Origin of the sequence: Labrys sp. LIt4, from assembly GCF_017813775.1 — a bacterium.
GTDB classification, from domain to species: Bacteria; Pseudomonadota; Alphaproteobacteria; order Rhizobiales; family Labraceae; genus Labrys; species Labrys okinawensis_A.
Genome location: NZ_JAGIPY010000008.1, coordinates 12507 through 36484 on the forward strand (window position 1 = coordinate 12507; position 23978 = coordinate 36484).

The 23978-nt window shown below is 64.0% G+C and carries 20 protein-coding genes; 12 read left to right on the plus strand and 8 right to left on the minus strand.

Annotation, left to right across the window (positions count from 1 at the left end):
* Window positions 1-14 precede the first annotated feature (14 nt).
* Window positions 15-1376: an FAD-dependent oxidoreductase gene (locus J8I29_RS16050; protein ID WP_105864550.1), complete on the minus strand. Its 1362-nt coding sequence runs from the start codon at window positions 1374-1376 to the stop codon at window positions 15-17.
* A gap of 4 nt (window positions 1377-1380) precedes the next feature.
* Window positions 1381-1845, minus strand: a complete 465-nt coding sequence (gene ruvX, locus J8I29_RS16055) for a Holliday junction resolvase RuvX (protein ID WP_245197062.1) — start codon at window positions 1843-1845, stop codon at window positions 1381-1383.
* 207 nt (window positions 1846-2052) lie between these two features.
* Between ruvX and J8I29_RS16060 the strand changes: the two genes are divergently transcribed.
* Window positions 2053-2754, plus strand: coding sequence for a metal-dependent hydrolase (locus J8I29_RS16060; protein ID WP_209432428.1), 702 nt, complete (start codon window positions 2053-2055; stop codon window positions 2752-2754).
* A 167-nt stretch (window positions 2755-2921) separates the two neighbouring features.
* On the opposite strand, the gene J8I29_RS16065 is transcribed toward J8I29_RS16060, so the two are convergent.
* Both J8I29_RS16065 and J8I29_RS16070 read right to left on the minus strand, forming a co-directional pair.
* Window positions 2922-3995: an SEL1-like repeat protein gene (locus J8I29_RS16065; RefSeq protein WP_209432429.1), complete on the minus strand. Its 1074-nt coding sequence runs from the start codon at window positions 3993-3995 to the stop codon at window positions 2922-2924.
* Window positions 3973-5688 carry a caspase family protein gene (locus tag J8I29_RS16070; protein ID WP_209432430.1) on the minus strand — a complete coding sequence of 572 codons (1716 nt, stop codon included), beginning with the start codon at window positions 5686-5688 and terminating at the stop codon, window positions 3973-3975. Before J8I29_RS16070 ends, J8I29_RS16065 begins: the two co-directional genes overlap by 23 nt.
* A gap of 194 nt (window positions 5689-5882) precedes the next feature.
* Here J8I29_RS16070 and gatC point away from each other — a divergent pair, with 194 nt between their 5' ends.
* The 4 genes from gatC (at window position 5883) to gatB (ending at window position 9641) form a co-directional block, all read left to right on the plus strand.
* Window positions 5883-6170 (plus strand): Asp-tRNA(Asn)/Glu-tRNA(Gln) amidotransferase subunit GatC, encoded by a 288-nt coding sequence (gatC, locus tag J8I29_RS16075; protein WP_068297110.1) that lies wholly within the window; start codon window positions 5883-5885, stop codon window positions 6168-6170.
* Between the two features lie 88 nt (window positions 6171-6258).
* Entirely contained in the window at window positions 6259-7797 is a 1539-nt protein-coding gene (locus J8I29_RS16080; RefSeq protein WP_209432431.1) for an amidase family protein, read from the plus strand.
* A gap of 2 nt (window positions 7798-7799) precedes the next feature.
* The gene (locus J8I29_RS16085; protein WP_209432432.1) at window positions 7800-8126 is read left to right on the plus strand and encodes a chorismate mutase; all 327 of its coding nucleotides are present in this window, start codon (window positions 7800-7802) and stop codon (window positions 8124-8126) included.
* A 48-nt stretch (window positions 8127-8174) separates the two neighbouring features.
* On the plus strand, window positions 8175-9641 hold the full coding sequence (gatB, locus tag J8I29_RS16090) for an Asp-tRNA(Asn)/Glu-tRNA(Gln) amidotransferase subunit GatB (protein WP_105864544.1): 1467 nt from the start codon (window positions 8175-8177) through the stop codon (window positions 9639-9641).
* A 41-nt stretch (window positions 9642-9682) separates the two neighbouring features.
* On the opposite strand, the gene J8I29_RS16095 is transcribed toward gatB, so the two are convergent.
* Both J8I29_RS16095 and J8I29_RS16100 read right to left on the minus strand, forming a co-directional pair.
* Window positions 9683-10714, minus strand: a complete 1032-nt coding sequence (locus tag J8I29_RS16095; protein ID WP_209432433.1) for a cupin domain-containing protein — start codon at window positions 10712-10714, stop codon at window positions 9683-9685.
* Between the two features lie 86 nt (window positions 10715-10800).
* On the minus strand, window positions 10801-11178 hold the full coding sequence (locus J8I29_RS16100) for a DUF2147 domain-containing protein (protein WP_209432434.1): 378 nt from the start codon (window positions 11176-11178) through the stop codon (window positions 10801-10803).
* A 226-nt stretch (window positions 11179-11404) separates the two neighbouring features.
* Between J8I29_RS16100 and dusB the strand changes: the two genes are divergently transcribed.
* The 3 genes from dusB (at window position 11405) to ntrC (ending at window position 15084) form a co-directional block, all read left to right on the plus strand.
* Window positions 11405-12445 (plus strand): tRNA dihydrouridine synthase DusB, encoded by a 1041-nt coding sequence (gene dusB / locus J8I29_RS16105; protein WP_209432435.1) that lies wholly within the window; start codon window positions 11405-11407, stop codon window positions 12443-12445.
* Window positions 12442-13557, plus strand: coding sequence for a nitrogen regulation protein NR(II) (locus J8I29_RS16110; RefSeq protein ID WP_105864540.1), 1116 nt, complete (start codon window positions 12442-12444; stop codon window positions 13555-13557). Before dusB ends, J8I29_RS16110 begins: the two co-directional genes overlap by 4 nt.
* An 87-nt stretch (window positions 13558-13644) precedes the next feature.
* On the plus strand, window positions 13645-15084 hold the full coding sequence (gene ntrC / locus J8I29_RS16115; protein ID WP_209432436.1) for a nitrogen regulation protein NR(I): 1440 nt from the start codon (window positions 13645-13647) through the stop codon (window positions 15082-15084).
* A 15-nt stretch (window positions 15085-15099) separates the two neighbouring features.
* Here ntrC and J8I29_RS16120 read toward each other — a convergent pair whose 3' ends face one another.
* Entirely contained in the window at window positions 15100-15333 is a 234-nt protein-coding gene (locus J8I29_RS16120) for a hypothetical protein (protein ID WP_209432437.1), read from the minus strand.
* 228 nt (window positions 15334-15561) lie between these two features.
* Here J8I29_RS16120 and J8I29_RS16125 point away from each other — a divergent pair, with 228 nt between their 5' ends.
* The 3 genes from J8I29_RS16125 (at window position 15562) to J8I29_RS16135 (ending at window position 20591) form a co-directional block, all read left to right on the plus strand.
* Window positions 15562-16623 carry a DUF2252 family protein gene (locus J8I29_RS16125; RefSeq protein ID WP_209432438.1) on the plus strand — a complete coding sequence of 354 codons (1062 nt, stop codon included), beginning with the start codon at window positions 15562-15564 and terminating at the stop codon, window positions 16621-16623.
* Window positions 16624-16749: 126 nt separating this feature from the next.
* Window positions 16750-19089, plus strand: coding sequence for a PAS domain-containing sensor histidine kinase (locus tag J8I29_RS16130; protein ID WP_209432439.1), 2340 nt, complete (start codon window positions 16750-16752; stop codon window positions 19087-19089).
* 131 nt (window positions 19090-19220) lie between these two features.
* A complete protein-coding gene (locus tag J8I29_RS16135) occupies window positions 19221-20591 on the plus strand; it encodes a sigma-54 dependent transcriptional regulator (protein WP_105864535.1) in 1371 nt (456 codons plus the stop codon).
* A 72-nt stretch (window positions 20592-20663) separates the two neighbouring features.
* Here J8I29_RS16135 and J8I29_RS16140 read toward each other — a convergent pair whose 3' ends face one another.
* Window positions 20664-21437 (minus strand): sulfite exporter TauE/SafE family protein, encoded by a 774-nt coding sequence (locus J8I29_RS16140; protein ID WP_348536056.1) that lies wholly within the window; start codon window positions 21435-21437, stop codon window positions 20664-20666.
* Between the two features lie 557 nt (window positions 21438-21994).
* On the opposite strand from J8I29_RS16140, the gene J8I29_RS16145 reads away from it, so the two are divergent.
* On the plus strand, window positions 21995-23800 hold the full coding sequence (locus J8I29_RS16145) for a radical SAM protein (protein WP_348536036.1): 1806 nt from the start codon (window positions 21995-21997) through the stop codon (window positions 23798-23800).
* Window positions 23801-23978 lie beyond the last annotated feature (178 nt).

A 23978-nucleotide genomic window follows, 5' to 3' on the forward strand; every position in this document is an offset into this window, starting at 1 on the left:
GGCTCCGGCCGGCATCAATGGATCCGCGCGCCCTGGCGGCGCAGTTCCTGTTGCACCTGCGCGATATCGACGTCGTGGAAGGAGCGCCCGCTCTTCAGGGAAACCGCTGCGGCGACGCCCGCCCCCTGGCCGGCAACGGCGCAGCACATCATGTTACGCACGGCCGCATGCGAGACCTTGTCGCCACCGATGCTCCGGCCGGCGACGATCAGGTTCTTGATCTTGTAAGGCAGCATGGCGCGGTAGGGCACATGGAAATATCGCCCGGTCGTCGGCAGGATCAGAATGCCGTAGCCGTCGATGAATTCGGGGAAGATGCCGATCGAATCATCGAAACGCGCCTGTTCGCGCACATCCGAACCCGCCATGTTGTAGTGGGCGTCGATCTTGCGGGTGTCGCGAATGCCGATCGTCATGCCGAAATTGCGCAGCTTGGCGGTTTCGCAGCCGGGCATGTAGCGGCGCAGGGCTTCCACCGCCATCACAGCCTGGCGCCGCCCCTCGATCTCGCCCTTGGTGAGGTCGCCGGGATCCGTCCCATCCACCTCGGGCAGATGCACCAGATTGAGATAGGTCAGGTCCCCCTGGTCGGAAACCGCTCCCCAGGTGCCGCAGATGGTGGACAGATTGGCGGGAATCTCGCCGGCCTCGATTGCCTTGCTGAAAGGCTTGCGCAGGAAGGGCGAGAACATAGCATCCTCCTTGCCGGTGGTCTCCACGGTCCATTCGCCGCCGCCCCAGTCCTTGTAGGTCTGCGGATCGGACTTCACCGCCTCGATGAACCGGCGCTTGTCGACGCCGCACATTGAGAACATCACCGAAGCGGCCTGCATCTCTTCGCGTGGTGTCTTGTAGGTGGGAGCGCCCGCCCGGAAAGCGATGTCGGCATCGCCGGTCGCATCCACCACGCGCCTGGCGAGGATCGCCTCCCGCCCGGCCTTGCTTTCGGTGATCACACCCCTGATCTCGCCGTCCTCGACAAGGGTGCCCACGACCAGCCTGTGGAGCAGGGGGCGGATCCCGGCTTCCTGGACCAGGACGTCGGCGACGTATTTGAACAGTTCGGCGTCGAGCGCCTGGCTGTCGGATTGCGGTTCGGGCTGGGCGGCGCCCATCGCCTTGGCGCGCTGTTCGAACTCGATGCCGATACCCTCGCTGTCGACCGTGTGCTCGTGTCGGTACCAGGCAAAGCCCTCGACCCCCACCTGGGTGATGTTGCCGCCGAAGCAGCCATGGCGCTCCAACAGAGTCGTCTCGGCGCCGGCACGCGCGGAGGCGAGGGCGGCTGCCAGCCCCGCCGGGCCGCTGCCGACCACCAGCACGTCGGTTTCCAGGATGACGTCGATTTGGCGCGCTGGTTCAGTGATGGTTCGCATGAGGTCATCGCCCGTAGCCCAGGCGATCCAACGCGCCTTGCAGGATGAAGGATGCCGCCATTTTGTCGACGACTTCTGCCCGCCTGCGACGCGAAGCGTCGGCTTCAAGCAAGGTTCGGGTCACTGCGGCCGTCGACAGGCGTTCGTCCCAGAGGGCAACCGGCAGGTCGCTCAGGCGCTGCAGGTTGCGGGCAAAGCTCTCGGAAGCCTGGGCGCGCGGGCCTTTGCTGCCATCCATGTTGAGGGGATAGCCGAGCACCAGGCCGCCGACCTCGTGCCGGGCGCAGAGAGCGAGCAACTGCTCGGCATCGGTGGTGAATTTGGTGCGGCGGATCGTCTCCAGGGGCGAGGCGATGGTGAGCATCACGTCGGAAAGCGCCAGGCCGATCGTCTTGGTGCCGAGATCGAGGCCGAGCAGGCGCTGATGGGCGGGCAGGTTTTCTGCAAGGTCGAAGAGATCAACAATCAAGGAAATATCCCTGGGAGCGCGGACGTCCTCGTCCGCTCTACCCATCCATTGAATGTCACGGTCCTGGAAGCGGACGAGGACCTCCGCGCTCCCGGTAAGGGCGCCTCATCGTGGACCCCTGCGAGAATCCCGATAGCATTTTGCGCCGCTCAGGCGTTATGGTTTTCTGATCCAAGCACCAACCTCATTGTTCAAAGGATTTCCCAAATGCGTATTACCTGGCTCGGCCATGCCGCTTTTCGGGTCGAATTCGACGGCAAGGCCGTGTTGTTCGACCCTTTCCTGAGCGGGAATCCCTCCTTCAAAGGCGATCGTGCCGCCGTCAGTGCGGGCATCAGCCACATATTGCTCACCCATGGTCATGCCGATCATGTCGGTGACACCATCGAGCTGGCGCGGGAAACCGGCGCGACGGTGGTCTCCAACGCCGATCTCGTGACCTTCCTGGCCGGCAAGGGCGTGGAAAAGATCGAGCCGATGAACACCGGCGGCACCGTCGATCTCGGCGGTTTCAGCGCCACCATGGTTCGAGCCGATCATTCGGCCAGTCTGATCGACAATGGCGTCAGCATTGCTGTCGGCAACGCCAATGGGCTCATCCTCAAGGCGCCGGGCCAGCCGACGCTCTATCATCTCGGCGATACCGACATCTTTTCCGACATGGCCCTGATCGCGGAATTGCATCAGCCCAAGATCGGCCTGGTGCCGATCGGAGACCGCTACACGATGGGCCCGCAAACCGCGGCGCTGGCGGTGAAGCGCTATCTCGATCTCGATGTCGCCATCCCCTGCCATTACGCCACCTTCCCCGGCCTGGTAAGCAATGCCGACACCTTCGCCGCGGGGCTCGCCGGCACCAAGACGAGGGTGCTCGCTCCCAAGTCCGGCGAGAGCGTGGAAGTCGGGTGAGGATGCATGGGAGGAGCGCAGGCAGCCTGCACCCTAGGCGATGAATTTGCAGGCTGAAACGTTCGAGACGTGGCGTGTCGATCTTGCATCATCTCCACCGAGTCCGCGCCGATAGGCAGCCTCCCTACGGCTGCCTATCCGAAACGAGGCCGATCGGTCACGCGGCCTTACCGATAGCGACAAAAGCGCTTGCTGAGGTTGGCCGAACTTTCGTCCCCCAGCGTCGAACCTTGCTGCCATAGATCGCAGGCCTTGTTGCGGTTGCGGCGCATGCCGATGCCGTCATACGTCATGATGCCGAGGCCGACATAGCCGAGCGTGTCTCCCGTGGCGATGGCCTGATTGTAGTAGTCGATGGCTTTGGCATAATTGCGCCTGCCGCCGACGCCGTCCTTGTAATAATTCCCAAGGGCGGAGAGCGAGTATTGCACCTTGGCGGAGGCCGCCTGCTCCAATAGCGCGAGCGCGGCGGCAGGATCTTTCTTCACGCCGCGACGGTTTTGCATCAGGCCCGTTGCCACGTTGTAGATGGCTCTTCTATGCCCCTTTTCCATGGCAGTTTTGTAGGCCGCCATGGCGTCCTTGTAGTTCTCGGCTTTTTCATAGCTGCGGCCGAGCTGAAAGAACTCACGTGCCGGGGCGCCGGGGATCTTGGTGGCTTTTAGGCAGGCGTTGATCGCGGCCTGGGTGTCGAGCCTGTCGAAGGTGATACCGGGCAGGTTGGCCGGTTTTTGCTCGTCCATTGCATGAGCCGCCGCCCGATCGCAAGCTTCGATATCGGGCGACGCCACGTCGCTTGTTGGCGCCGATGACGGTTCCGGGGGGGTGGAGGTTGGCCGCGGCTCTGCTGGCTGCGCGCTCGGCGTCGCGGCTGGAGCGGGCGCGACTTCACTGGCGACCGGCGCGGCAGCCTTGCCGAGGGCCTTCAGCTTGAGGTCGGCGAGGGGTTTGTAGATGCCCTTGAAGGTCCCGTTGGCCACCTGGTCGAGATAGGCTTGGAACATGGCGGGATCGGTGCTGTTCTGCACTGATTGCCAGAAGATGTCCTCGGCCGACTGGCTCGCCTGGGCAAGCAGCAGGGGACGGGCGTGATCCGCCAGGCCCGGTGCGCTCCACGACAGCGCCAGCGCCGTGGCGAACAGCGGACCTGCCAGCAGTTTCATCGACATCCCTCGTCTCCGCTCATGTCTAACCATCCGGGCTGCCTGCGCCTGTCGCTCAGCCCGGCGGGCATTTGGCATTGAGATTGCCGGCCGCGTCGGCGTCCCCGGCCGACGCGCCCTGCCTGAAGAGGTCGCAGGCCTTGCCGACATCCTTGGCCACGCCCTGGCCCTTGAGATAGAGCAGGCCGAGGCCGGAATAGGCCGTGGGTTCCTTGTTCTTGACCCCGAGTTCGTAGATCGCCACGGCCTTGCGATAATCGCGGCTGGCGCCGAGGCCGTTGGCATACATCCAGGCGATTCGACTGATGGCCGGCCCATAATTTCCATCGATAGCCTTGTAATAGAGGCTGAGTGCCTTGATGGCATCCTTGGGAACACCGCGCCCGGCCAGATAGCGCCCGGCCAACTCGTAGAGTGAAAGCCCGTGGCCGAGCGAAGCGGCCTTCTGAAGCTGCGCCAGCGCCAGAGCGTCCTGTCCATTCTGTCCGTAGGCAGCGGAAAGCTGATAATAGACGCGGCGCGGCGCACCGGGCACCGCAATGGCCTTGCTGCAGGCGGCGATAGCCGCAGAGGCGCTGTCGGCCGACAGCCTCACTCCGGTGACTGCGGCCGGCTTGTCGGGATCGCGCGTATCGGCGGCAGCCTGGTCGCAGGCGGTCACGGCGGCATCCAGGGGCGCGTTGCCGGGCATGGGCGGCGGTGACGCCGTGGCCTGCCCGGCTGCCGGAGGCGGGGAAGGAATCGGTTTCGTTGCCGGCTGTTGCGCGGCTTTGGGCTGCAACGCGGCGAGCTTGATCTGGGCAAGCACCTTGTAGGTGCCCGTGAACGTCCCGGCGCCCACCTGGTCGAGATAGGCCTGGAACATGGCGGGATCGGAGCTGTTCTGGATCGATTGCCAGAACAGGTTTTCCGACTGGCCGTTGCCAGCGGAAGGTGGGTCAGGCGTGATTGCAGGCGATGAGGTGCTTGAGCGCGCCGAGGGCAGCTCGCCCGTCAGCGTGACCCTGCCGACGATCCCGTCATAATAGGCTGGCACCTGCTCTCGTCCGGCGCTGCGGGCAAGGGTACGCACCTTCTCCTGCGTTTCCTTGGCCATGTCGATCAGCGTCAGATCCTGCCGCCCCAGCAGCGGCAGGAAGGAGCGCACGAAGACGGAGGTCTTTTCCGGATCGGCCGCCGAGAGGCGATCCAGCGCTTCCTGCTTGGTGCCGGCCGAGAACATGATGAAGACGCCGCCATCCGCTTCCATGCGTGCAAGCCCCCTGGTCGCGGGCAGCGCGCGTGTGCCGCCCTGGGCGAAGGGGTTGTTGCGGCAGGCATCGAGTATCGCCACCACCTGCCGCGCGCCCCTGGCGCGGAAGCGATCGATGATGTCGGCGGCGTTGAAGGATTCGTCCTTGATGAGGCCGGCCTCGCCTTCCTTTGCGGTAGGGATGTCGACGGGCAACAGCCAGTTCTGACCGTCGATCTCGACGCCGTGGCCGGAGTAGTGGAAGAGCACGGTGTCGCCAGGGCTGATGGCGCCCTCCACCGTCGCCATGGCCCGGCTGATCTGGCGCTTGGTGCCGTTCTCCACGAGCGTGACCGCGAAGCCCGCCCGCTGCAATGCCTCGCGCATCGCCTGGGCATCGTTCACCGCCGTCTGCAGCGGCGGCACTTCCTGATAGGTGTTGTTGCCTACGATCAGGGCGAGCAGCTTGGCGGAGGCCGGCGTCATGCCGCTCCCGAAAGCCAGGAGCACGAACAGGAGCAGGACACAGCGTGCTCTCATGGAAGTCCCCCAATCGCAGAGGCAGGATAGCTTGCGCAACGGCCTCGTGCGAGAGCCATCGCGCAAATGGCGTCAAACAAGCGTGACTCGTTCCCCCGACTTGCGGCATCATGGGGGACAAGACTGGTTGCGCCTGCAAAGCTACGCGTGATAGACCGCGCCGTTCCGTGATTTTGCGCACAATCGAGGGTTTCATGTCTGTCGATGCCGCCACGGTGAAGCGTATCGCGCGTCTCGCGCGCATTGCCGTCACCGAAGAAGACGTTCCGCATTTGCAGGGCGAACTGAATGCCATCCTCGATTTCGTGGCCCAACTCGACGAAGTCGACGTCGACGGCATCGAGCCGATGACGTCGGTGACACCGATGGTGATGAAGAAGCGCCAGGACGTGGTGACGGACGGCAATATCGCCGAGAAGATCGTCGCCAACGCGCCGGCTTCCGAGGACAATTATTTCCTTGTTCCCAAGGTCGTCGACTGAGTTACGCCGTTTCCAGGCCCCGCGCGTTCGAGCCGCTGCCTTCCCGGCCGCTCCGAACCCGGGCCGTATCCGTTCAGGACATTCTTCCGTGAGCCATATTACCGACCTCACCCTTGCCGAAATCCGCGACGGCCTGAAGGCCAAGGCGTTTACCGCGACCGAGGCGGCCAAGGCCTATCTCGATGCGATGGAGAAGGCACGCGGCCTCAACGCCTATGTGCTGGAGACGCCGGAACAGGCGCTTGCGATGGCTGCGCGGGCCGATGACAAGCTCGCCCGGGGCGAGGGCGGCCCGCTCGAAGGCGTGCCGCTCGGCGTCAAGGACCTGTTTGCCACCGAGGGCGTACGCACCACCGCCTGCTCGCGCATTCTCGACAATTTCGTGCCCCCCTACGAGTCGACTGTGACGAGCCAGCTCTGGCGCGATGGCGCCGTGATGCTCGGCAAGACCAACAATGACGAATTCGCGATGGGCTCGTCGAACGAAACCTCCGCCTTCGGAGCGGCCGTCTCGCCTTGGCTGCCGCCGGGCTGGAGCGCCGAGGAAGGCAAGCGCAAGCTCGATGACGCACGCTCTGCCGGCAAGACGCCGGACGGCTTCCTGGTTCCCGGCGGCTCTTCGGGCGGGTCCGCCGCCGCTGTGGCCGCGCGCCTGTGCCCCGGTGCGGCCGGCACCGACACGGGCGGCTCCATCCGCCAGCCCGCCGCCATCACCGGTATCACCGGCATCAAACCGACCTATGGCCGGTGCTCACGCTGGGGGATCATCGCCTACGCCTCGTCGCTCGACCAGGCGGGCGCCTTCGGCCATACGGTGCGCGATTGCGCCGTCATGCTCAATTCGATGGCCGGGCACGACCCCAAGGACACGACGTCCATGGATATCGCCGTACCCGACTACGAGGCGGCGATCGGCGGCAGCATCAAGGGCAAGGTCATCGGCATTCCCAAGGAATATCGGGTCGAGGGCATGTCGGCGGAGATCGACGCGCTCTGGCAGAAGGGCATCGACTGGCTGCGTGATGCCGGCGCCGAGATCCGCGAGATCAGCCTGCCGCACACCAAATATGCCCTGCCGGCCTATTACATCGTGGCGCCGGCCGAGTGCTCCTCCAACCTGGCCCGCTATGACGGTGTGCGCTATGGTGAGCGGGTTGCCGGCCGCGAGATCACCGAGCTTTACGAGAACACCCGCGCTGCCGGTTTCGGCGCCGAGGTGAAGCGCCGCATCCTGATCGGCACCTATGTGCTCTCGGCCGGCTATTACGACGCCTATTACGTCCGGGCCCAGAAGATCCGCACGCTGATCAAGCGCGATTTCGAACAGGCCTATGCCGCGGGCGTCGACGCCATCCTCACGCCGGCCACACCGTCACCCGCCTTCGGCATCGGCGAAAAGGGTGGGGCCGATCCGGTGGAGATGTATCTCTACGACGTCTTCACGGTGACGGTGAACCTGGCCGGCCTGCCGGGCCTGTCCGTCCCGGCGGGGCTGTCCTCGGGCGGCCTGCCGCTCGGCCTGCAGCTCATCGGGCGCCCCTTCGACGAGGAGACGCTGTTCACCCTCGGCCATGCCGTCGAACAGGCGGCCGGCTCGCCCGGCCGACCAGAACGCTGGTGGGCCTGAGCATGAGCGACGGCCAGAACACCGGCGAAACATCGGGCACGACCGAGACATTGGCGGATCTGCGCCGGGAGATCGATGCCATCGACGAAAAGCTGGTGCATCTGCTGGCCAGCCGCCTCAGGGTCGTGCAACGGGTGGTCAAGGTGAAGAACCGCGACGGCCTGCCCGCCAATATCCCCGAACGCGTCGAGGAAGTGGTGGCCTCTGCCTGCAGGCGGGCTGAAATCGAAGGATTGCCGCCCGAACTCGCCGAACTCATCTGGCGAGACATGGTGGCCTGGATCATCGACTACGAGAACCGGCACCTGAATGCCGACAGACGAGGCTGACGTCAGCCCGCTGCAACATTGAATTCTATTCTGAACCGGAGCCTAGACATGAACGCCACGGTTGACCCCAAGAAGCTGATCAAGGGCGCCACGGGCGACTGGGAAGTGGTTGTCGGCATGGAAATCCATGCCCAGGTCACCTCCGAATCCAAGCTGTTTTCCGGCGCCTCCACCAAGTTCGGCGGGGAGCCCAACAGCCATGTGTCGCTGGTCGATGCTGCCATGCCCGGCATGCTGCCAGTGATCAACGAGGAATGCGTGCGCCAGGCCATCCGCACCGGTCTCGGCCTGAGGGCGCAGGTCAATCTGAAATCGGTATTCGATCGCAAGAACTATTTCTATCCCGACCTGCCGCAGGGCTACCAGATCTCTCAGTACAAGCAGCCGATCATCGGCGAGGGCACCATCATCGTCGAGGTGCCGGAGACCGGTGAGACGCTGAGCGTGGGCATCGAGCGGCTTCATCTCGAGCAGGATGCCGGCAAGTCCATGCATGTGGGCGACGTCTCGCTGGTCGATCTCAACCGCTCGGGCGTGGCCCTGATGGAGATCGTCTCCAAGCCCGACCTGCGTTCGGCCGACGAGGCGCGCGCCTATGTCACCAAGCTGCGCACGATCCTGCGTTATCTCGGCACCTGTGACGGCGACATGGATAAGGGCAATCTGCGTGCCGACGTCAACGTCTCCGTGCGCCGCCCGGGCGAGCCCTTCGGCACGCGCTGCGAGATCAAGAACGTCAACTCGATCCGTTTCATCGGCCAGGCCGTCGAGGTGGAGGCCCGTCGCCAGATCGGCATTCTGGAGGATGGCGGCACCATTGACCAGGAGACCCGCCTCTACGATCCCAACAAGGGCGAGACGCGGTCCATGCGTTCGAAGGAAGAAGCGCATGACTATCGCTATTTTCCCGATCCGGATCTCCTGCCGCTCGAATTCGATCAGGCCTATGTCGATGATCTCGCCAGCCATTTGCCGGAACTGCCCGACCCCAAGAAGGCGCGCTTCATCAGCCAGTACGGCCTGTCGGCTTACGATGCCGGCGTGCTGACGGCCGAGCGCGAATCCGCGGACTTCTTCGAGGAGGTCGCCAAGGGCCGTGACGGCAAGATCGCGGCAAACTGGGTGATCAACGAATTGTTCGGCCGGCTGAACAAGGAGGGGCTCGACATCACCTCTTCGCCCGTCTCGGCCCAGCAACTCGGCGGCATCGTCGATCTCATCGGCGAGAGCGTCATTTCGGGCAAGATCGCCAAGGATCTGTTCGAGATCGTCTGGACCGAGGGCGGCGACCCGCGCGCCATCGTCGAGGCCCGCGGCATGAAGCAGGTCACCGATACCGGTGCGATCGAGGCGGCCATCGATGCGGTGATATCGGCCAATCCCGACAAGGTCGAGCAGGTCAAGGCCAAGCCCACCATGCTCGGCTGGTTCGTCGGCCAGGTGATGAAGCAGAGTGGCGGCAAGGCCAACCCGCAGGCCGTGAACGACATCCTCAAGGCCAAGCTCGGGCTGTAATCAGCGGCGCGGTTTCTCTCCGGGATCGCGGGAATTGGCGCCTATCGCGTCTTCTCGCCGTCCCAATACCCCTTTGTCGCCGACATGTCGAAAACCCCCGGCTCCACGCGGAGGGCGTCGACCGCCATCTTGTTGGAGTCGGGATAGACGCAGACCTCGTTCGGATTGCGCTCGCCGATCATCAGGTAGCGGCAGGGACCCGCGCCGCTATTGACGAAGGAGTGGCCGATCTTCCGCCCGGCAGGAAAGCAGACATAGTCTCCCGGTTTCATGGCAAGGCGCTCTTCTCCCAGGATGAGCGTCAGCTCTCCTTCGAGGATCAGCGCATGCTCTTCCTCCAGCATATGGTAGTGGGTCGGACAGAGGCGCATGCCGGGAGCCGGGGATTCGATCAGCACGCCGACCCGATAGGCCCTGCCCGCGGCGGCGTAGGTCAGGTGCTTGGAAGAGCCGCCGAATTGCGGCCCGGCACCGTTCTCGTCCCAGGGCACGTCGTCCTGTGAGATGGGCGCAAGCGGCTTGATCGGCTTTGCCGCAAGATTGCCGATGATGTCGGGGCGTGGAAAGGCTGGATCGTCGAGGCCGGTGTCCTCGCCGTCCCAGTAATTGCGCGCTGCCTCGAGGTCGAGGAGGGCGTCCCTTCCGAGCGCCCGTACCAGCACCTTGTTCGAGTCGGTGTAGACCACCACCTCATTCTCGTTGCGTTCGCCGACGATCACATAGCGGGCCGGCGCACTGGCGTGATTGAGCAGGCAATGGCCGGCCCGCTGGCCGGCAGGAAAGCAGATATAGTCGCCGGCCTTCAGCCTGTATGTTTCGGTGCCGACCCGTACCGTGAGCTCGCCCTCGAGGACGTAGACATGCTCTTCCTCGAAGATGTGAAAATGCGCCGGCGAGCTCTGCTTCCCCGGCTCCAGCTCCTCGATGGCCACGCCGACATGGTAGGATCCGCCGATGGCCGCCTGGGTGAGGTGCCGGTAGCGCACGCCGAAACGCGGCACCTCGGCCCATTCCGTCCAGGACACGTCATGCGACGAAATCGGCCGCGCCGCCGGCTCTCTTTCTGCCGCCATCGCTCCACATCCTTTCGTCCAACAAGTCCCGGCCTCGTTTCAGCCGAAAGGGCGCGCCGCGCGTCTGGGCAGCGCGCCTGCAGGGCCTATTGACGGCTCCAGCTGACAGACCGGCAGATCAAGCCGCCGAGAACGCAGCCTGCCGTGGTGAGCCGGTTGCCCGAAAGGGTCATGGTGCCGGTATAGGTCTTGCCGTCTTCGGGATTGAAGGCCTTGCCTTTCCATTTGTCATCGCCCGACGGCGCCATGTCGTAGAACACGCGTTTGCCGACATTGCCCTGATGCTTGGGATCCTTGACCCAGACGACGGAGCCGCACAGAGCTTCCCCGCACGGGGCTATCTTCACCTTCGATTCGCCATTCTCCCTCAGCCAGGTTCCGGAAGCATCGCCCGCCTGGGCGGCCCCCGCCAACACAATGGTTGAGATAGCGGCTATAACGATTTGTGACAGCTTCAACTTCATCGATTTCACTCCCGGACGCGGCTGTAAGGGATCTTAGAAGGTGCCCTTGCGCAACCACATCATTTGCCAAACGCGGACAATGTGCAAATCGGCGCATCAGAGCGGGGGAACCGGTGGGGTTGCCCTGCGTTGCCCGTTTTGCAGGCATGCTTGTTTAGGAGGCGAATTCCGCTTGCTGCCGCCCATGCGACTGGCTAGATTGTGAGCACAAAGGAGCCCTGCATTCATGGTAGGCAAGGAAATCACGGCCACGATCGAATCCGTGCCGCCAAGGCGGCTGCGGATCGGCACGGTCGAGTTGGCGAACCCGGTGGTCCTGGCACCGATGTCTGGTGTGACCGATGCCGTGCTGCGCGGTATCGCGCAGCGCCAGGGTGCGGGCCTCGTGATTTCCGAGATGGTGGCGAGCGATCGTCTCGCTACGGGTGACGAGGAGGCGCGTTTGCGGGCCGAAGCGCCCGGCGGCGGCCCCCATGTCGTGCAGCTCGCGGGGTGCGAGGCGCGCTGGATGGGGGAGGCGGCCCGGGTGGCGGTCGACGCCGGCGCTGATGTCGTCGACATCAATATGGGCTGTCCGGCCAAGCGAGTCACCGGCGGCTGGTCGGGCTCTGCCCTGATGCGCGATCTCGATCATGCGCTTACCCTGATCGACGCGACGGTATCGGCCGTGAAGGTTCCGGTGACGGTGAAGATGCGCCTGGGCTGGGATCATGCCAGCCTGAACGCGCCGGAGCTCGCCCGCCGCGCAGAGCAGGCGGGGGCCGCCATGATCACCGTGCATGGGCGCACACGCATGCAATTTTACAAGGGCACGGCCGATTGGCAGGCCATCCGGGCGGTCAAGCAGGCCGTCAGCATTCCCGTCGTCGCCAATGGCGATTGCCGGGGGCTCAGTGACGCCCTGGCCATGCTGCAGCAATCGGGCTGCGATGCCATCATGGTCGGCCGGGCCGCCCAGGGACGGCCATGGCTGCCGGGACATATCGCCCGCGAGCTCGCAGCCGGCGAAGCTCTGCCGGTGCCCGATGCACAGGTGCAGCGCGATCTCGCGCTCGAGCATTATCACGGCCTGCTCGATCTCTACGGGCCGGCGCACGGTATTCGCCACGCCCGCAAGCATCTGGCGTCCGCAATGGAGGCGGCTCAGGCCTATTTCGGCGGCGGCAATGCCGAGCTGCGCCAGTCGGTGCTGACGGGCGACCAGCCCGGCGAGGTGGCGACCGCCTTCACCGCCTATTTCGCCAGTCTCGATCGGGTGGCCGCATGACAGCCCTGCCGCGCCACATGCCCAATCATGAAGCCGTCCTGAATGCCTTGCCCCACGCGATTCTGTCCGTAGATGCGCAGGGCAGGGTGCTCGATGCGAATATGGCGGCCGAGGCCTTCTTCGACGTCAGCGCCCCGATGATGCGGCGCAATCTGATCAAGGATCTCCTGCCCTTCGGCTCGCCGCTGCTGGCCTTGATCGAGCAGGTTCGCGAACGCAACGCCCCAGTGAACGAATATCGGGTCGATCTCGGCTCGCCCCGCCTCGGGGGCGAGCGGCATGTCGACATCCAGGTCGCTCCGATGCAGGATCAATCCGGCGGCGTGGTGATCATGCTGCAGGAACGCACCATTGCCGACAAGATGGACCGTCAGCTTACCCATCGCGGCGCCGCACGGTCGGTGACGGCGCTGGCGGCCATGCTGGCTCATGAGATCAAGAACCCGCTCTCCGGCATTCGCGGTGCGGCCCAGCTCCTGGAGCAGTCGGTCGAGGACGCCGACCGCGAGCTGACGCAGCTGATCTGCGAGGAGGCCGACCGCATCGTCAAGCTGGTCGACCGCATGGAAGTGTTCTCGGATGAGCGCCCGGTGGCGCGCAGCCCGGTGAACATCCATGTCGTGCTGGAGCATGTGAAGAAGCTGGCCCAGTCCGGCTTTGCCCGCAAGATCAAGTTCATCGAGGACTACGATCCCTCATTGCCGCCGGTTCACGCCAACAAGGACCAGCTCGTTCAGGTCGTGCTCAACCTGGTCAAGAACGCTGCCGAGGCCGTTGACGGCGAGGCGGATGGCGAGATCACCATGACCACCGGCTTCAAGCCGGGCGTGCGCCTTTCGGTGCCGGGTTCTTCCTCGCGGGTCAGCCTGCCCATCGAAGTGTGCATCAAGGATAACGGGCCCGGCGTGGCGCCCGATCTCCTGCCCTATCTGTTCGATCCCTTCGTCACCACCAAGACCAGCGGTACTGGGCTGGGACTGGCCCTCGTCGCCAAGATCGTCGGCGATCACGGAGGCATCGTGGAATGCGAGAGCCAGAACAAGCGCACGGTCTTTCGCATCCTTCTTCCCATGTATCGTTCCGACTCCGAAGCAAAGCGGGTTCAGCCGTGACCGCTTGTTTGTTCTTTCGACGCGTCTTTGTGATTTGAACTGAAACGTTCAAATCACAAAACGCTTTAGCGCATAGGAAAATCGAGTATGCAGGCAGGCAGTATTCTCGTCGCGGATGACGACGCCGCCATCCGGACCGTGCTCAACCAGGCGCTGTCCCGTGCCGGTTATGAAGTGCGCTCGACCGGGAACGCCACCACCCTGTGGCGCTGGGTCAGTCAAGGCGAGGGGGATCTCGTCATCACCGATGTGGTGATGCCGGACGAGAACGCCTTCGACATGCTGCCGCGCATCAAGAAGGTGCGGCCCGAACTGCCCGTCGTGGTGATGAGCGCCCAGAACACGCTGATGACGGCGATCCGGGCCTCCGAGAAGGGTGCTTATGACTATCTGCCCAAACCTTTCGACCTGAAGGAACTGATCGCCATCGTCGGCCGCGCCTTGAGCGAGCCGCGCGGCAAGCCGGCGGCGCGCTCGGGTGAAGAAGCCGAGAGCATGCCGCTGGTCGGGCGTTCGGCGGCGATGCAGGAGATCTACCGCGTCCTTGCCCGCCTGATGCAGACGGACCTGACCGTGATGATCTCCGGTGAGTCAGGCACGGGCAAGGAACTGGTGGCCCGGGCTCTGCACGACTATGGCAAGCGGCGCAGTGGCGCCTTCGTCGCCATCAATATGGCGGCGATCCCGCGGGACCTGATCGAATCCGAATTGTTCGGCCATGAGAAGGGGGCCTTCACCGGCGCCAATGCCCGTTCCGTGGGACGGTTCGAGCAGGCCGAGGGCGGTACGCTCTTCCTCGACGAGATTGGCGATATGCCGATGGAGGCGCAGACGCGCCTGCTGCGCGTTCTGCAGCAGGGCGAATACACCACCGTGGGCGGGCGCACGCCGATCAAGACCGACGTGCGCATCGTGGCCGCCACCAACAAGGATCTGCGCATCCTGATCCAGCAGGGCCTGTTCCGCGAGGACCTGTTCTTCCGTCTCAACGTCGTGCCGCTGCGCCTGCCGCCGCTGCGTGAGCGCGCCGAGGACGTGCCGGACCTCGCCCGCCACTTCTTCAAGCTGGTGGAGCGGGAGGGCTTGCCGGCCAAGCATCTGGACGCCTCCGCCGTCGAACGCCTCAAGCGCCATCGCTGGCCGGGCAATGTGCGCGAGCTCGAAAACCTGGTGCGCCGGCTTTGCGCGCTCTATCCCCAGGAGACGCTGACGGCTGCCATCATCGAGCAGGAATTGGCGACCTCGGAGACCATGCCGCTGGAGGCGGAGAACTCGGTCGACGAAACCCTGTCGGCCTCGGTCGAGCGCCACATGACCCGCTATTTCTCGAAGTTCGGCGACGATCTGCCGCCGCCCGGCCTCTATCACCGAGTGCTGCGCGACATCGAGGAGCCGTTGATCGGAGCGGCGCTTGCGGCGACGCGCGGAAACCAGATCAAGGCGGCCGAACTTCTCGGCGTCAACCGCAACACGTTGCGCAAGAAGATCCGCGACCTCGATATCCAGGTCATCCGCGCCATCCGGTGAGGCGCGGGCGCGGGCTCAATTCGGCGATTGCGGGAAGAAGAGCCTGCGCCGCTTGGACTTCATGCGGGCGGGCTCGAAATTCTCGCCGACCCATCCGTCGGTCGGGTCGAGGAAGATCGCCTGCGTTCCCTCGCTGCCCTTGAGCGCGAGTTGGTTCGCGACATTGCGGAAATAGAAGTGCCGGAAGATGCGGTCGAACTCCGTCATGTAGATGTCGGCCACGCGCGTGTCCCCGCGGATGAGCAGCATGTTCTCGTCATTACCACATGGCTGCCGGCGATGGCCCGAAGCGAAAGATCGCCATTCGTTGCTTGCGCTCGCATGCCTGGTTCTCCCGCTTCATGCGCCGATCGTTGCAACTGCGCGAATAGAATAGAGCATGGGCGTCCGACCGTTGCGTGACATGGGCAAGGCGACAAATCCGCTATCACCTGGCCTCGCGGCACTCCTACACTCAGCCGGACAGGGGATGCAGGCATGAACTCAATCAGGACCTCGGTGCGCGCCTACGAAAACTGGCTGAAGGCAGAAATTGGAACCGATTTCGTCGAGGGAGACCTCGACGAAAAACACCGCAGGATGCGCAGCAGCGCTTTCGCCTTCCTGCGTGCGACCTATTGGCGGTGGGCCGAGACGATCCTGGAGATCTGTCCGGAGCTTGCCGAGGCGCCTGAAGTGCTGGCGATAGGCGACACTCATCTGGAGAATTTTGGCACCTGGCGCGATAGCGAAGGGCGGTTGATCTGGGGCGCCAATGATTTCGACGATGCCGCCTCCATGCCCTATGTGCTCGATCTCGTGCGGCTTGCCACCAGTGCTTTGCTGGCGCGTGGCCGTGGCGATCCGCCGGCGCGGGAGGTCTGCAGGGCAATCGCGGACGGCTATGCCGCGGGGCTCGCCAATCCGGCGCCCGTCGTGCTCGAGCGCGATCACAAATGGCTGCGCAAGGCGGTGCTGCTGCCCGAACTCGAACGCAAGGCGTTCTGGAGCAAGTTCGATATCAGGACACGAAACCCCATCAGGCCCGATTACGAACAGAGGCTGCGGGCCTCGATGCCCGATCCGCGGAGCGAATGCCGTTTCGCTCCCAGGCGGGCGGGAACCGGCAGTCTCGGCCGGGCGCGCTTCGTCGCCTGCGGCGAGTGGCGGGGAGGGCCGGTGCTGCGCGAGGCCAAGAGGCTGACCATCTCGGCCTGGTCCTGCCGTTTCGATCCCAAGGCCAGGGCGATCCTGGCGGAAACGATCGCGACCGGCCGCTGCCGGGCGCCCGACCCGCATTACGGAGTGAAGGACGACATACTGGTGCGGCGCTTGTCGCCCAACAGCCGCAAGCTGGAGGTGAAAACTGCGGCCGACGAGTTTCTGTCGCCCCGCATGCTGGCATTGATGGGCCATGAAATCGCCAATTGCCAGGCCGATGATCCCCACAGAGTGCCGCTTCTGCAGGCGGATTTGCGCAGGCGCGGGAAAGACTGGCTCTGCAATGCCGCCGAGGCGGCAGCCGAGGCGATGATCGGCGAGCAAAGCGAGTTCGCCTGAACTCTGATGAGTCCGCTCGTCAGTTTCGCCTTGATTCTGTTACAATTCGGCAACACTGTTGCAAGAATCACTCAGCGCGGAATCGCCGAGCTGATCGATCGACACAGAGGTGAGGACGGCGTTCGAATGGCAGTTGCAGACAGCGCCCAGCAAACGGTGCCAGACGTTGCCAGCATGCCGGCGCGGCGCCTCGGCTTGCTCGGTTTCGGCCTCGTCATTCTTTCGGTCGCCTCGGCCATTGGCACCTTCTTCGTGTTGGTCGACGTCGAGCCGGTGTCGTTGCTGCTCAAGAGCACGGTCTCCCATCTGCGCTTCTATCTCGGCATCGACGCGGCCGTGCAGGCGCCCAATACCGATATCGCCTATAGCAACGCCATCGATGCGCTTTTCATTGTCAATGCTTCCTTCATCGTGGCGCTGCTGGTGCTGCTGGCGGTCGAAGCCGGCAATCTGATCGTCGCAAGGCGCCGCGGGCAGGCCGGCGCGGCGCTGCATATGCGGGTGATCGGACTGTTTTCCGTCGTATCCGCCGTGCCAGTCCTGCTGCTGGCGACGGTGGCGATCATCTCGCTCGACCGCGGCCTCGACAATCTGTTCTCGACGCGCGTCAGCAACATCGTCAACACCTCGGTCGCGGTCGCCAATTCCTACCAGGACGAGCAGGCCCAGCAGTTGCGGTTTGCCGGCCTGTCCATGGCGGCCGACCTCAACAAATATTCGCCGCTCTATTCGGCCGACAGGTCGCAATTTCAGCGCCTGTTCGACATGCTCGCCGTGAATTACGGCCTGTCCAGCGCCATGATCCTGACGCGGGACGGCCAGGTGACCGACCAGTCCTATGTGCCCGGCAGCCTGCCCTTCTTTCTGCCGGCCAAGCTGTTTCCAGCTCTTGCCGCCGCCGATCAGCAGCCGGCCGTGCGTATCGACCCCGGCACGCAGAACGTCACGGGCCAGATCATCAAGCTGGCCGCCTACACCGACCGCTATCTCTTCATCGTCCGGCCCTTCGATCCCAAGATCGCCGAATATATCCGCCAGACCGGCGAGGACTCGGCTCGCTTCGAGAATCTGAAGGCATCCCGTTTCCCGACCCAGGTCAACTTCGCGCTGCTCTATGCCATCATCGCCCTCAATATGCTGCTGGCGGCGATCTGGATCGGCCTTTCCTTCGCCAATCGCCTGGTGGAACCGATCCGGCGCCTGATCAGTGCCGCCGACCAGGTCGGCAGCGGCAATCTCAACGTGCATGTGCCGGTGGAACGACGCTCGGGCGATCTCGGCAAGCTCGGCGATACCTTCAACAACATGACGGATACGCTGCGCACCCAGCGCAATGACCTGCTTGGTGCCAATGATCTGCTCGACAGCCGCCGGCGCTTCATCGAGGCGGTGCTGTCCGGCGTTTCCACGGGCGTGATCGGCATTGACGACGAAGGCAAGATCACCGTGGTCAATCCCCTCGCCAGTACCTGGATCAAATCGCGCCAGTCCCCCGTCGGGCGCCCCCTGGCCGAGCTGATGCCAGAACTCTCCACCTACCTCGCCGACGCCCTCGGCACGAGGTCGCGGCTGGTCCAGGGCCAGATCACCATCAATCGAGACGGGCGTGAGCGCAATCTCACCGTGCGCGTCACCTCCGAGCAGTCCACCATGCGCGAGCACGGATATGTGGTCACGCTGGACGACATCACCGAGCTCGTGGTGGCGCAGCGCAGCTCGGCCTGGGCGGACGTGGCGCGCCGCATCGCCCACGAGATCAAGAATCCGTTGACCCCGATCCAGCTCTCGGCCGAACGCATCCGGCGCAAATATGGCAAGGTCATCGTGGAAGATCGCGAGGTCTTCGACCAATGCACCGATACCATCGTGCGCCAGGTCGATGACATCAAGCGCATGGTCGACGAATTTTCCTCCTTCGCCCGCATGCCCAAGCCCTCGATCGAGAGCGAGGATTTCGGAGAAATGGTGAAGCAGGTCGTGTTCATGATGCGCATCGGCTATCCCGACATCAGCTTCAACTATCAGCCGCCGCCTGAGCCGATCATCGCCCGCTTCGACCGGCGCCTGCTCTCGCAGGCCGTCACCAACATCGTGAAGAACGCCACCGAGGCCATTGCCGGCCGGCCCGATGATCGCAAGGGTCCGGGCACCGTGGACGTGCGGGTGGTGCGCAGAGGGGCGGATATCGCCGTGGAGGTGATCGACAACGGCATCGGCCTGCCCAAGGAAAACCGCCAGAAGCTGCTGGAGCCCTATGTCACCACGCGCGAGAAGGGCACCGGCCTTGGCCTGGCCATTGTCGGCAAGATCATGGAGGAGCACGGCGGCGGCATCGAGCTGCTCGACGCGCCGGCGGTGGCCGAAGGCGGCCATGGCGCCATGATGCGCCTGTGGTTTCCGGCCGAAGCGACGGCGAAGCCCGACGCAGCCGAGCCCGGCACAGCCAAGAACCAGGCGGCGCAATGATGCTTCGACCCAGTCTTCCCTCTGGCGATGGCAGCTTATGCGATACGCGCTTGAAAAGCGTTTGCGAGCGACGTGCCTGGTCTCATCCGGGGGACGCGTTGGATTCACCTCATGCAAGCAGGAACTAGACGATGGCGACCGACATTCTGATCGTTGACGATGAGGCCGATATCCGAGAGCTCGTTGCCGGCATCCTCGAGGATGAAGGACACGGCGCGCGAACGGCGAAAGATGCCGACGATGCCCTTGCGAGTGTCGCCCAGCGCCGGCCTCATCTCATCTTCCTCGATATCTGGATGCAGGGGTCTCGCCTCGACGGGCTCCAGCTCCTGGAGGTCCTGAAGGCCGAGCACCCCGAAGTTCCGGTGGTGATGATCTCGGGCCATGGCAATATCGAAACCGCCGTAGCCGCGATCAAGATCGGTGCCTACGACTTCATCGAGAAGCCGTTCAAGGCTGACAGGCTGGTGCTGGTTGCCGAGCGTGCCCTGGAGACTTCGCGTCTGCGCCGGGAGGTCAACCAGCTGCGCCAGATCTCGGGCAGCACGTCCAAGATGATCGGGCGCTCCTCGGCCATGAACCAGCTTCGGCAGGTGATCGAGAAGACCGCACCGACCAATAGCCGTATCCTGATCGCCGGTCCGCCCGGATCGGGCAAGGAACTGGCTGCCCGCACCATTCATCAGGCCTCGCAGCGTGCCGAGGGACCTTTCGTCGTGCTCAATTCGGCCTCGATCCTGCCGGAAACCATGGAAACCGAGTTGTTCGGCGTGGAAGGCGGCGATGGCCGGGCCCGCAAAGTCGGTGCTTTCGAGGAGGCCCATGGCGGCACGCTGTTCTTCGACGAGGTCGCCGATCTGCCCCGCGAAACCCAGGGCAAGATCCTGCGGGTGCTGATCGACCAGAACTTCTCTCGCGTCGGTGGCGCCACCAAGGTGCATGTCGACGTGCGCATCATCACCTCGACCTCGCGTGACCTCACGGAGGAAGTGGCGGATGGACGCTTCCGCGAAGATCTCCTGCACCGTCTCTCGGTGGTGCCGATCCGCGTGCCCGGCCTGTCCGAGCGTCGCGAGGATATTCCGGAACTGGTGGACTATTTCCAGGGACAGATCGCCCAGGCGACCGGCCTGCCGCGGCGCGTGGTCGGCCCCGACGCCATGGCGGTGCTGCAGTCGCATGAATGGCCCGGCAATGTGCGCCAACTCCGTAACAATATCGAGCGGCTGATGATTCTGGTGGGCGGCGATGCCGATGCCACCATCACCGCCGAAATGTTGCCGCCGGAAATCGGTGCGCTGATGCCGACCCGCCCGAACGGGCAGGGGGGCGAACAGCTGATGGGGCTGCAATTGCGCGATGCACGCGAATTGTTCGAGCGCGAATATCTGATCGCCCAGATCAACCGCTTCGGCGGTAATATCTCGCGCACGGCCGAGTTCGTCGGCATGGAACGCTCGGCTCTGCATCGCAAGCTGAAATCGCTCGGCGTGGGGGCGTAAGCGGGAACGATCATCGGTTCCGGCCATTCAGCTGCCGATAGGCCGGCGGCCGAATGGCCAACGCGGCCTTGGCTATGTCAGGGCTTTCCAAAGGTTCCAGGCGCTGAGCGAGGTGATCAGTACGCCGACTATGACAAGCAGGGCGCGGGTTGGCAGCTGCCTGACCAGCAGGGCCGCCAGGGGAGCGGCGAACAGCCCGCCGAAGACCAGGCCGGCAATGGTGGTCCAATGCGTGAAACCGCCGAGCAGGGCAAAGGAAAAGCCGCTGGCGATGGCAAGGAAGAACTCGGCGGCGTTGACCGAGCCGATCGTGGTACGCGGGTCCTGGCCGGTGCCGAGCAGCGAGGTCGTCACCACCGGCCCCCAACCACCACCGCCGATCGCATCGACGAAGCCGCCAGCAACGGCAAGTGGTGCGACGAAGGTTGGCGGATCGGTGCGGACGTGAATGGTCCGGAACGCCTTGCTGACGATATAGAGGCCCAGCAGCAGCAGATAGGCCGATATCCAGGGCGCGAGGAGCTCGCCATCGATGGTGGTGACCAGATAGGCTCCCAACACGGCGCCGACGACGCCTGGAATGAGCAGGCGTGCGAACAGCCTGCCGTCCACATTGCCCAGCCTCCAATGTGCCAGGCCGGAAAAACCGGTGGTGAAGATCTCGGCGATGTGAACCGAGGCCGAAGCCGCGGCCGGCGGCACGCCGGCCGAAAGCAGGAAGGTCGTTGAGGTCACTCCATAGGCCATGCCGAGGGCGCCATCGACGATCTGGGCCAGCAGCCCGACGGCAGCGGCCGTCCAGAAACCGCGCGAGAGCAGGCCCGAGCCAATTTCGGCGGGAGCGATATTCCAGTCGATGGGGGCGTACCAGAGCCCTGCTGCGATAGCCAGGGCAGCCAGGGCGGGGATGAGGATGAAAGCAATGCGCGTCAAACGATGTCGTTTGCTGAGTGCAATGGGCGAAATATCCGAGTGGTCATGGTGGGCTCAAACGGTCAGCCGGGTCAAGGCTGGAGGCTGGGACGCTCGTCCTTGTGCCGGCGGTGTTCGCGCGCTCGGTTTGCGGCGCCGAACTCCGAGCGATGGTTCGCTGGAGATGTCGCGGGCAGGATCAGGAACGGCCGGCGTCTGTTGGGAGGGAGGTCATTGCAGCGGATATGCTGAGATTTGGCGTCCTACTACTTACCCGTCCGCCAATGCGTGAGGGTGTTGACGGCGCCGGTGCATCGGTGTTCGTGTAAAATACCCGACGGTACATCGCATAGCTTGCCATCAAGCGAAATTCATCTTGCCATTAGAAAAGAAAGCTCTACAAAAAAGTAATAATATAGCTTGAGGCACATGGCATGCGGGGGCAGGCGGTTGCAGAGCTAGGCAGACCGGGCGGCCTGCCGGGGAGCCGGGTGCATCGTGTCGATATCTGGCTGATCAAGGCTACGCGATATGACGATGACGGCTATCCGATCCGCTGGATACGGTCCGCCATTCCATCCAACTCGCTCGCCTGCGTCTGGGCCCTGGTGGAAGATGCCATATCCCGGCAGGTCTTCGGTCCCGGTGTCGAAACCCGGGTCCACGCCATCGACGAGACCAATACGCGCGTCGACATCTCGGCCATTCTGAGGAGCCATCAGGCCGAGGGCGCGCGGGCTATCGTGATGCTGGTCGGTGTGCAGACCAACCAATATCCCCGGGCGATGGATATTGCGCGTCCGCTGCGAGCCGCCGGCGTGCCGGTCTGTATCGGCGGCTTCCATGTCTCGGGCTGTGTCGCCATGCTGGGCGAGGATGCCGAGGAGCTTTCTTTGGCACGGGAACTCGGTGTCAGCCAGTTCGCCGGCGAGGCCGAGCCCGATCGCCTCGATGCCGTGCTGCGCGATGCCGTGGCCGGCACCTTGAAGCCGCTCTACAATCATCTGAAGGACCAGCCCGGCCTGCAGAACGTGCCTGTGCCGCTCCTGCCTGGGCCGATCGTGCGGCGCTCCTTCACCCACTGGTCGAGTTTCGATCTCGGCCGCGGCTGCCCGTTCGAATGCTCCTTCTGCACCATCATCAACGTCCAGGGGCGCAAAAGCCGCTTCCGCACGGCGGATGAACTGGAGGCCATCATCCGGCTGAATGCCGCGGAGGGCGTCAGCAAATTCTTCGTGACGGACGACAATTTCGCCCGCAACCGCAATTGGGAAGCCTATTGCGACCGGCTGATCGAATTGCGCGAGCGCGAGGGTCTGGAGGCCCGGCTGCTGATTCAGGTCGACACCATGGCTCATCGCATTCCCGGCTTTATCGACAAGGTGGTGCGGGCCGGCGTGCGGCTGATCTTCATCGGGCTCGAAAACATCAATCCCGACAATCTCGAAGCGGCCAAGAAGCGTCAGAACCGCATCGAGGAATATCGCGAGATGGTGCTGGCGTGGAAGCGCCACCCAGTGGTGATCAGCTGCGGCTACATCATCGGCTTTCCCGCCGATACGAGAGAATCGATCCTGCGCGACGTGGATCTGATCAAGCGTGAATTGGCCATCGACGTGCTCTACTTCAACATCCTTACGCCTCTGCCCGGCAGCGAGGATCACAAGCGCATGAAGGACGCCGGCGTATGGATGGACCCGGACTTCAACAAATATGACCTGAACCATCGCGTCACCCATCATCCCAAAATGAGCGACGCCGAGCTTGACGCCGTCTTCCACGAGGCCAGCCGGCGCTATTATGATTTCGGGCATATGGAGCGGGTGTTCAAGCGCCGGGTGCAGCTCAGGAACGGCATGCGGCTGACCACTCTCTACAATCTGATCGCCTATCGCGAAGGGCCGCGGCGGGAAGGCGTTGCCTTCGCAGAATTCGGTCTCGGCCGCATCATCGACCGCCGGGAGCGGCGCTATGGGCTGCCGCTCGAAAACCCGCTGCATTTCTATGCCCGCTATGCCTGGCGCTTTGCGCGGACCATGGGCGCCTATGCCTATACCTATGGCCGGCTGCGCCTGAGCGTGGCCAAGGCTTGGCGGGCCTGGGGGCGCCAGGATGAATTCCCCTATGCCGACGAAGCCATCGCCGCCATCGACGAAAGGTTGGATCCACTGGTCCAGGAAACGGCAGATCGCAGCACGCCCTATGCGAAGCGGCGCCAGGAAAACCGTCTGAAATCTCGGCTTGCGGCCGGTTTCGGCACGGAGCCGGGTCTGGAAGGCGAGGCCGTCGGTCAATAGCCGCTTCATTGCCTCTGCGACAGGGGGCAGGTCTTCAGGCCCTGACTCGATAATCGCAAACAGAGCCGAGAAAAGCTGAGTTTTGTCATCCCCGGGCCTGTCCCGGGCATCCAGATAGCGTCGCTCGTCGAGGTTGGCCGTCGATTGCCGAACCAAGCCCGGCAATGACGAAAGTCGT

Coding starts and splice junctions, on each gene's coding strand:
- J8I29_RS16050 (WP_105864550.1), bottom strand. CDS start 1,376: ATGCGAACCATCACTGAACCAGCGCGCCAAATCGACGTCATCCTGGAA.
- J8I29_RS16060 (WP_209432428.1), top strand. CDS start 2,053: ATGCGTATTACCTGGCTCGGCCATGCCGCTTTTCGGGTCGAATTCGAC.
- J8I29_RS16065 (WP_209432429.1), bottom strand. CDS start 3,995: ATGCCAAATGCCCGCCGGGCTGAGCGACAGGCGCAGGCAGCCCGGATG.
- J8I29_RS16070 (WP_209432430.1), bottom strand. CDS start 5,688: ATGAGAGCACGCTGTGTCCTGCTCCTGTTCGTGCTCCTGGCTTTCGGG.
- gatC (WP_068297110.1), top strand. CDS start 5,883: ATGTCTGTCGATGCCGCCACGGTGAAGCGTATCGCGCGTCTCGCGCGC.
- J8I29_RS16085 (WP_209432432.1), top strand. CDS start 7,800: ATGAGCGACGGCCAGAACACCGGCGAAACATCGGGCACGACCGAGACA.
- gatB (WP_105864544.1), top strand. CDS start 8,175: ATGAACGCCACGGTTGACCCCAAGAAGCTGATCAAGGGCGCCACGGGC.
- J8I29_RS16095 (WP_209432433.1), bottom strand. CDS start 10,714: ATGGCGGCAGAAAGAGAGCCGGCGGCGCGGCCGATTTCGTCGCATGAC.
- J8I29_RS16100 (WP_209432434.1), bottom strand. CDS start 11,178: ATGAAGTTGAAGCTGTCACAAATCGTTATAGCCGCTATCTCAACCATT.
- dusB (WP_209432435.1), top strand. CDS start 11,405: ATGGTAGGCAAGGAAATCACGGCCACGATCGAATCCGTGCCGCCAAGG.
- J8I29_RS16110 (WP_105864540.1), top strand. CDS start 12,442: ATGACAGCCCTGCCGCGCCACATGCCCAATCATGAAGCCGTCCTGAAT.
- ntrC (WP_209432436.1), top strand. CDS start 13,645: ATGCAGGCAGGCAGTATTCTCGTCGCGGATGACGACGCCGCCATCCGG.
- J8I29_RS16120 (WP_209432437.1), bottom strand. CDS start 15,333: ATGCTGCTCATCCGCGGGGACACGCGCGTGGCCGACATCTACATGACG.
- J8I29_RS16125 (WP_209432438.1), top strand. CDS start 15,562: ATGAACTCAATCAGGACCTCGGTGCGCGCCTACGAAAACTGGCTGAAG.
- J8I29_RS16130 (WP_209432439.1), top strand. CDS start 16,750: ATGGCAGTTGCAGACAGCGCCCAGCAAACGGTGCCAGACGTTGCCAGC.
- J8I29_RS16135 (WP_105864535.1), top strand. CDS start 19,221: ATGGCGACCGACATTCTGATCGTTGACGATGAGGCCGATATCCGAGAG.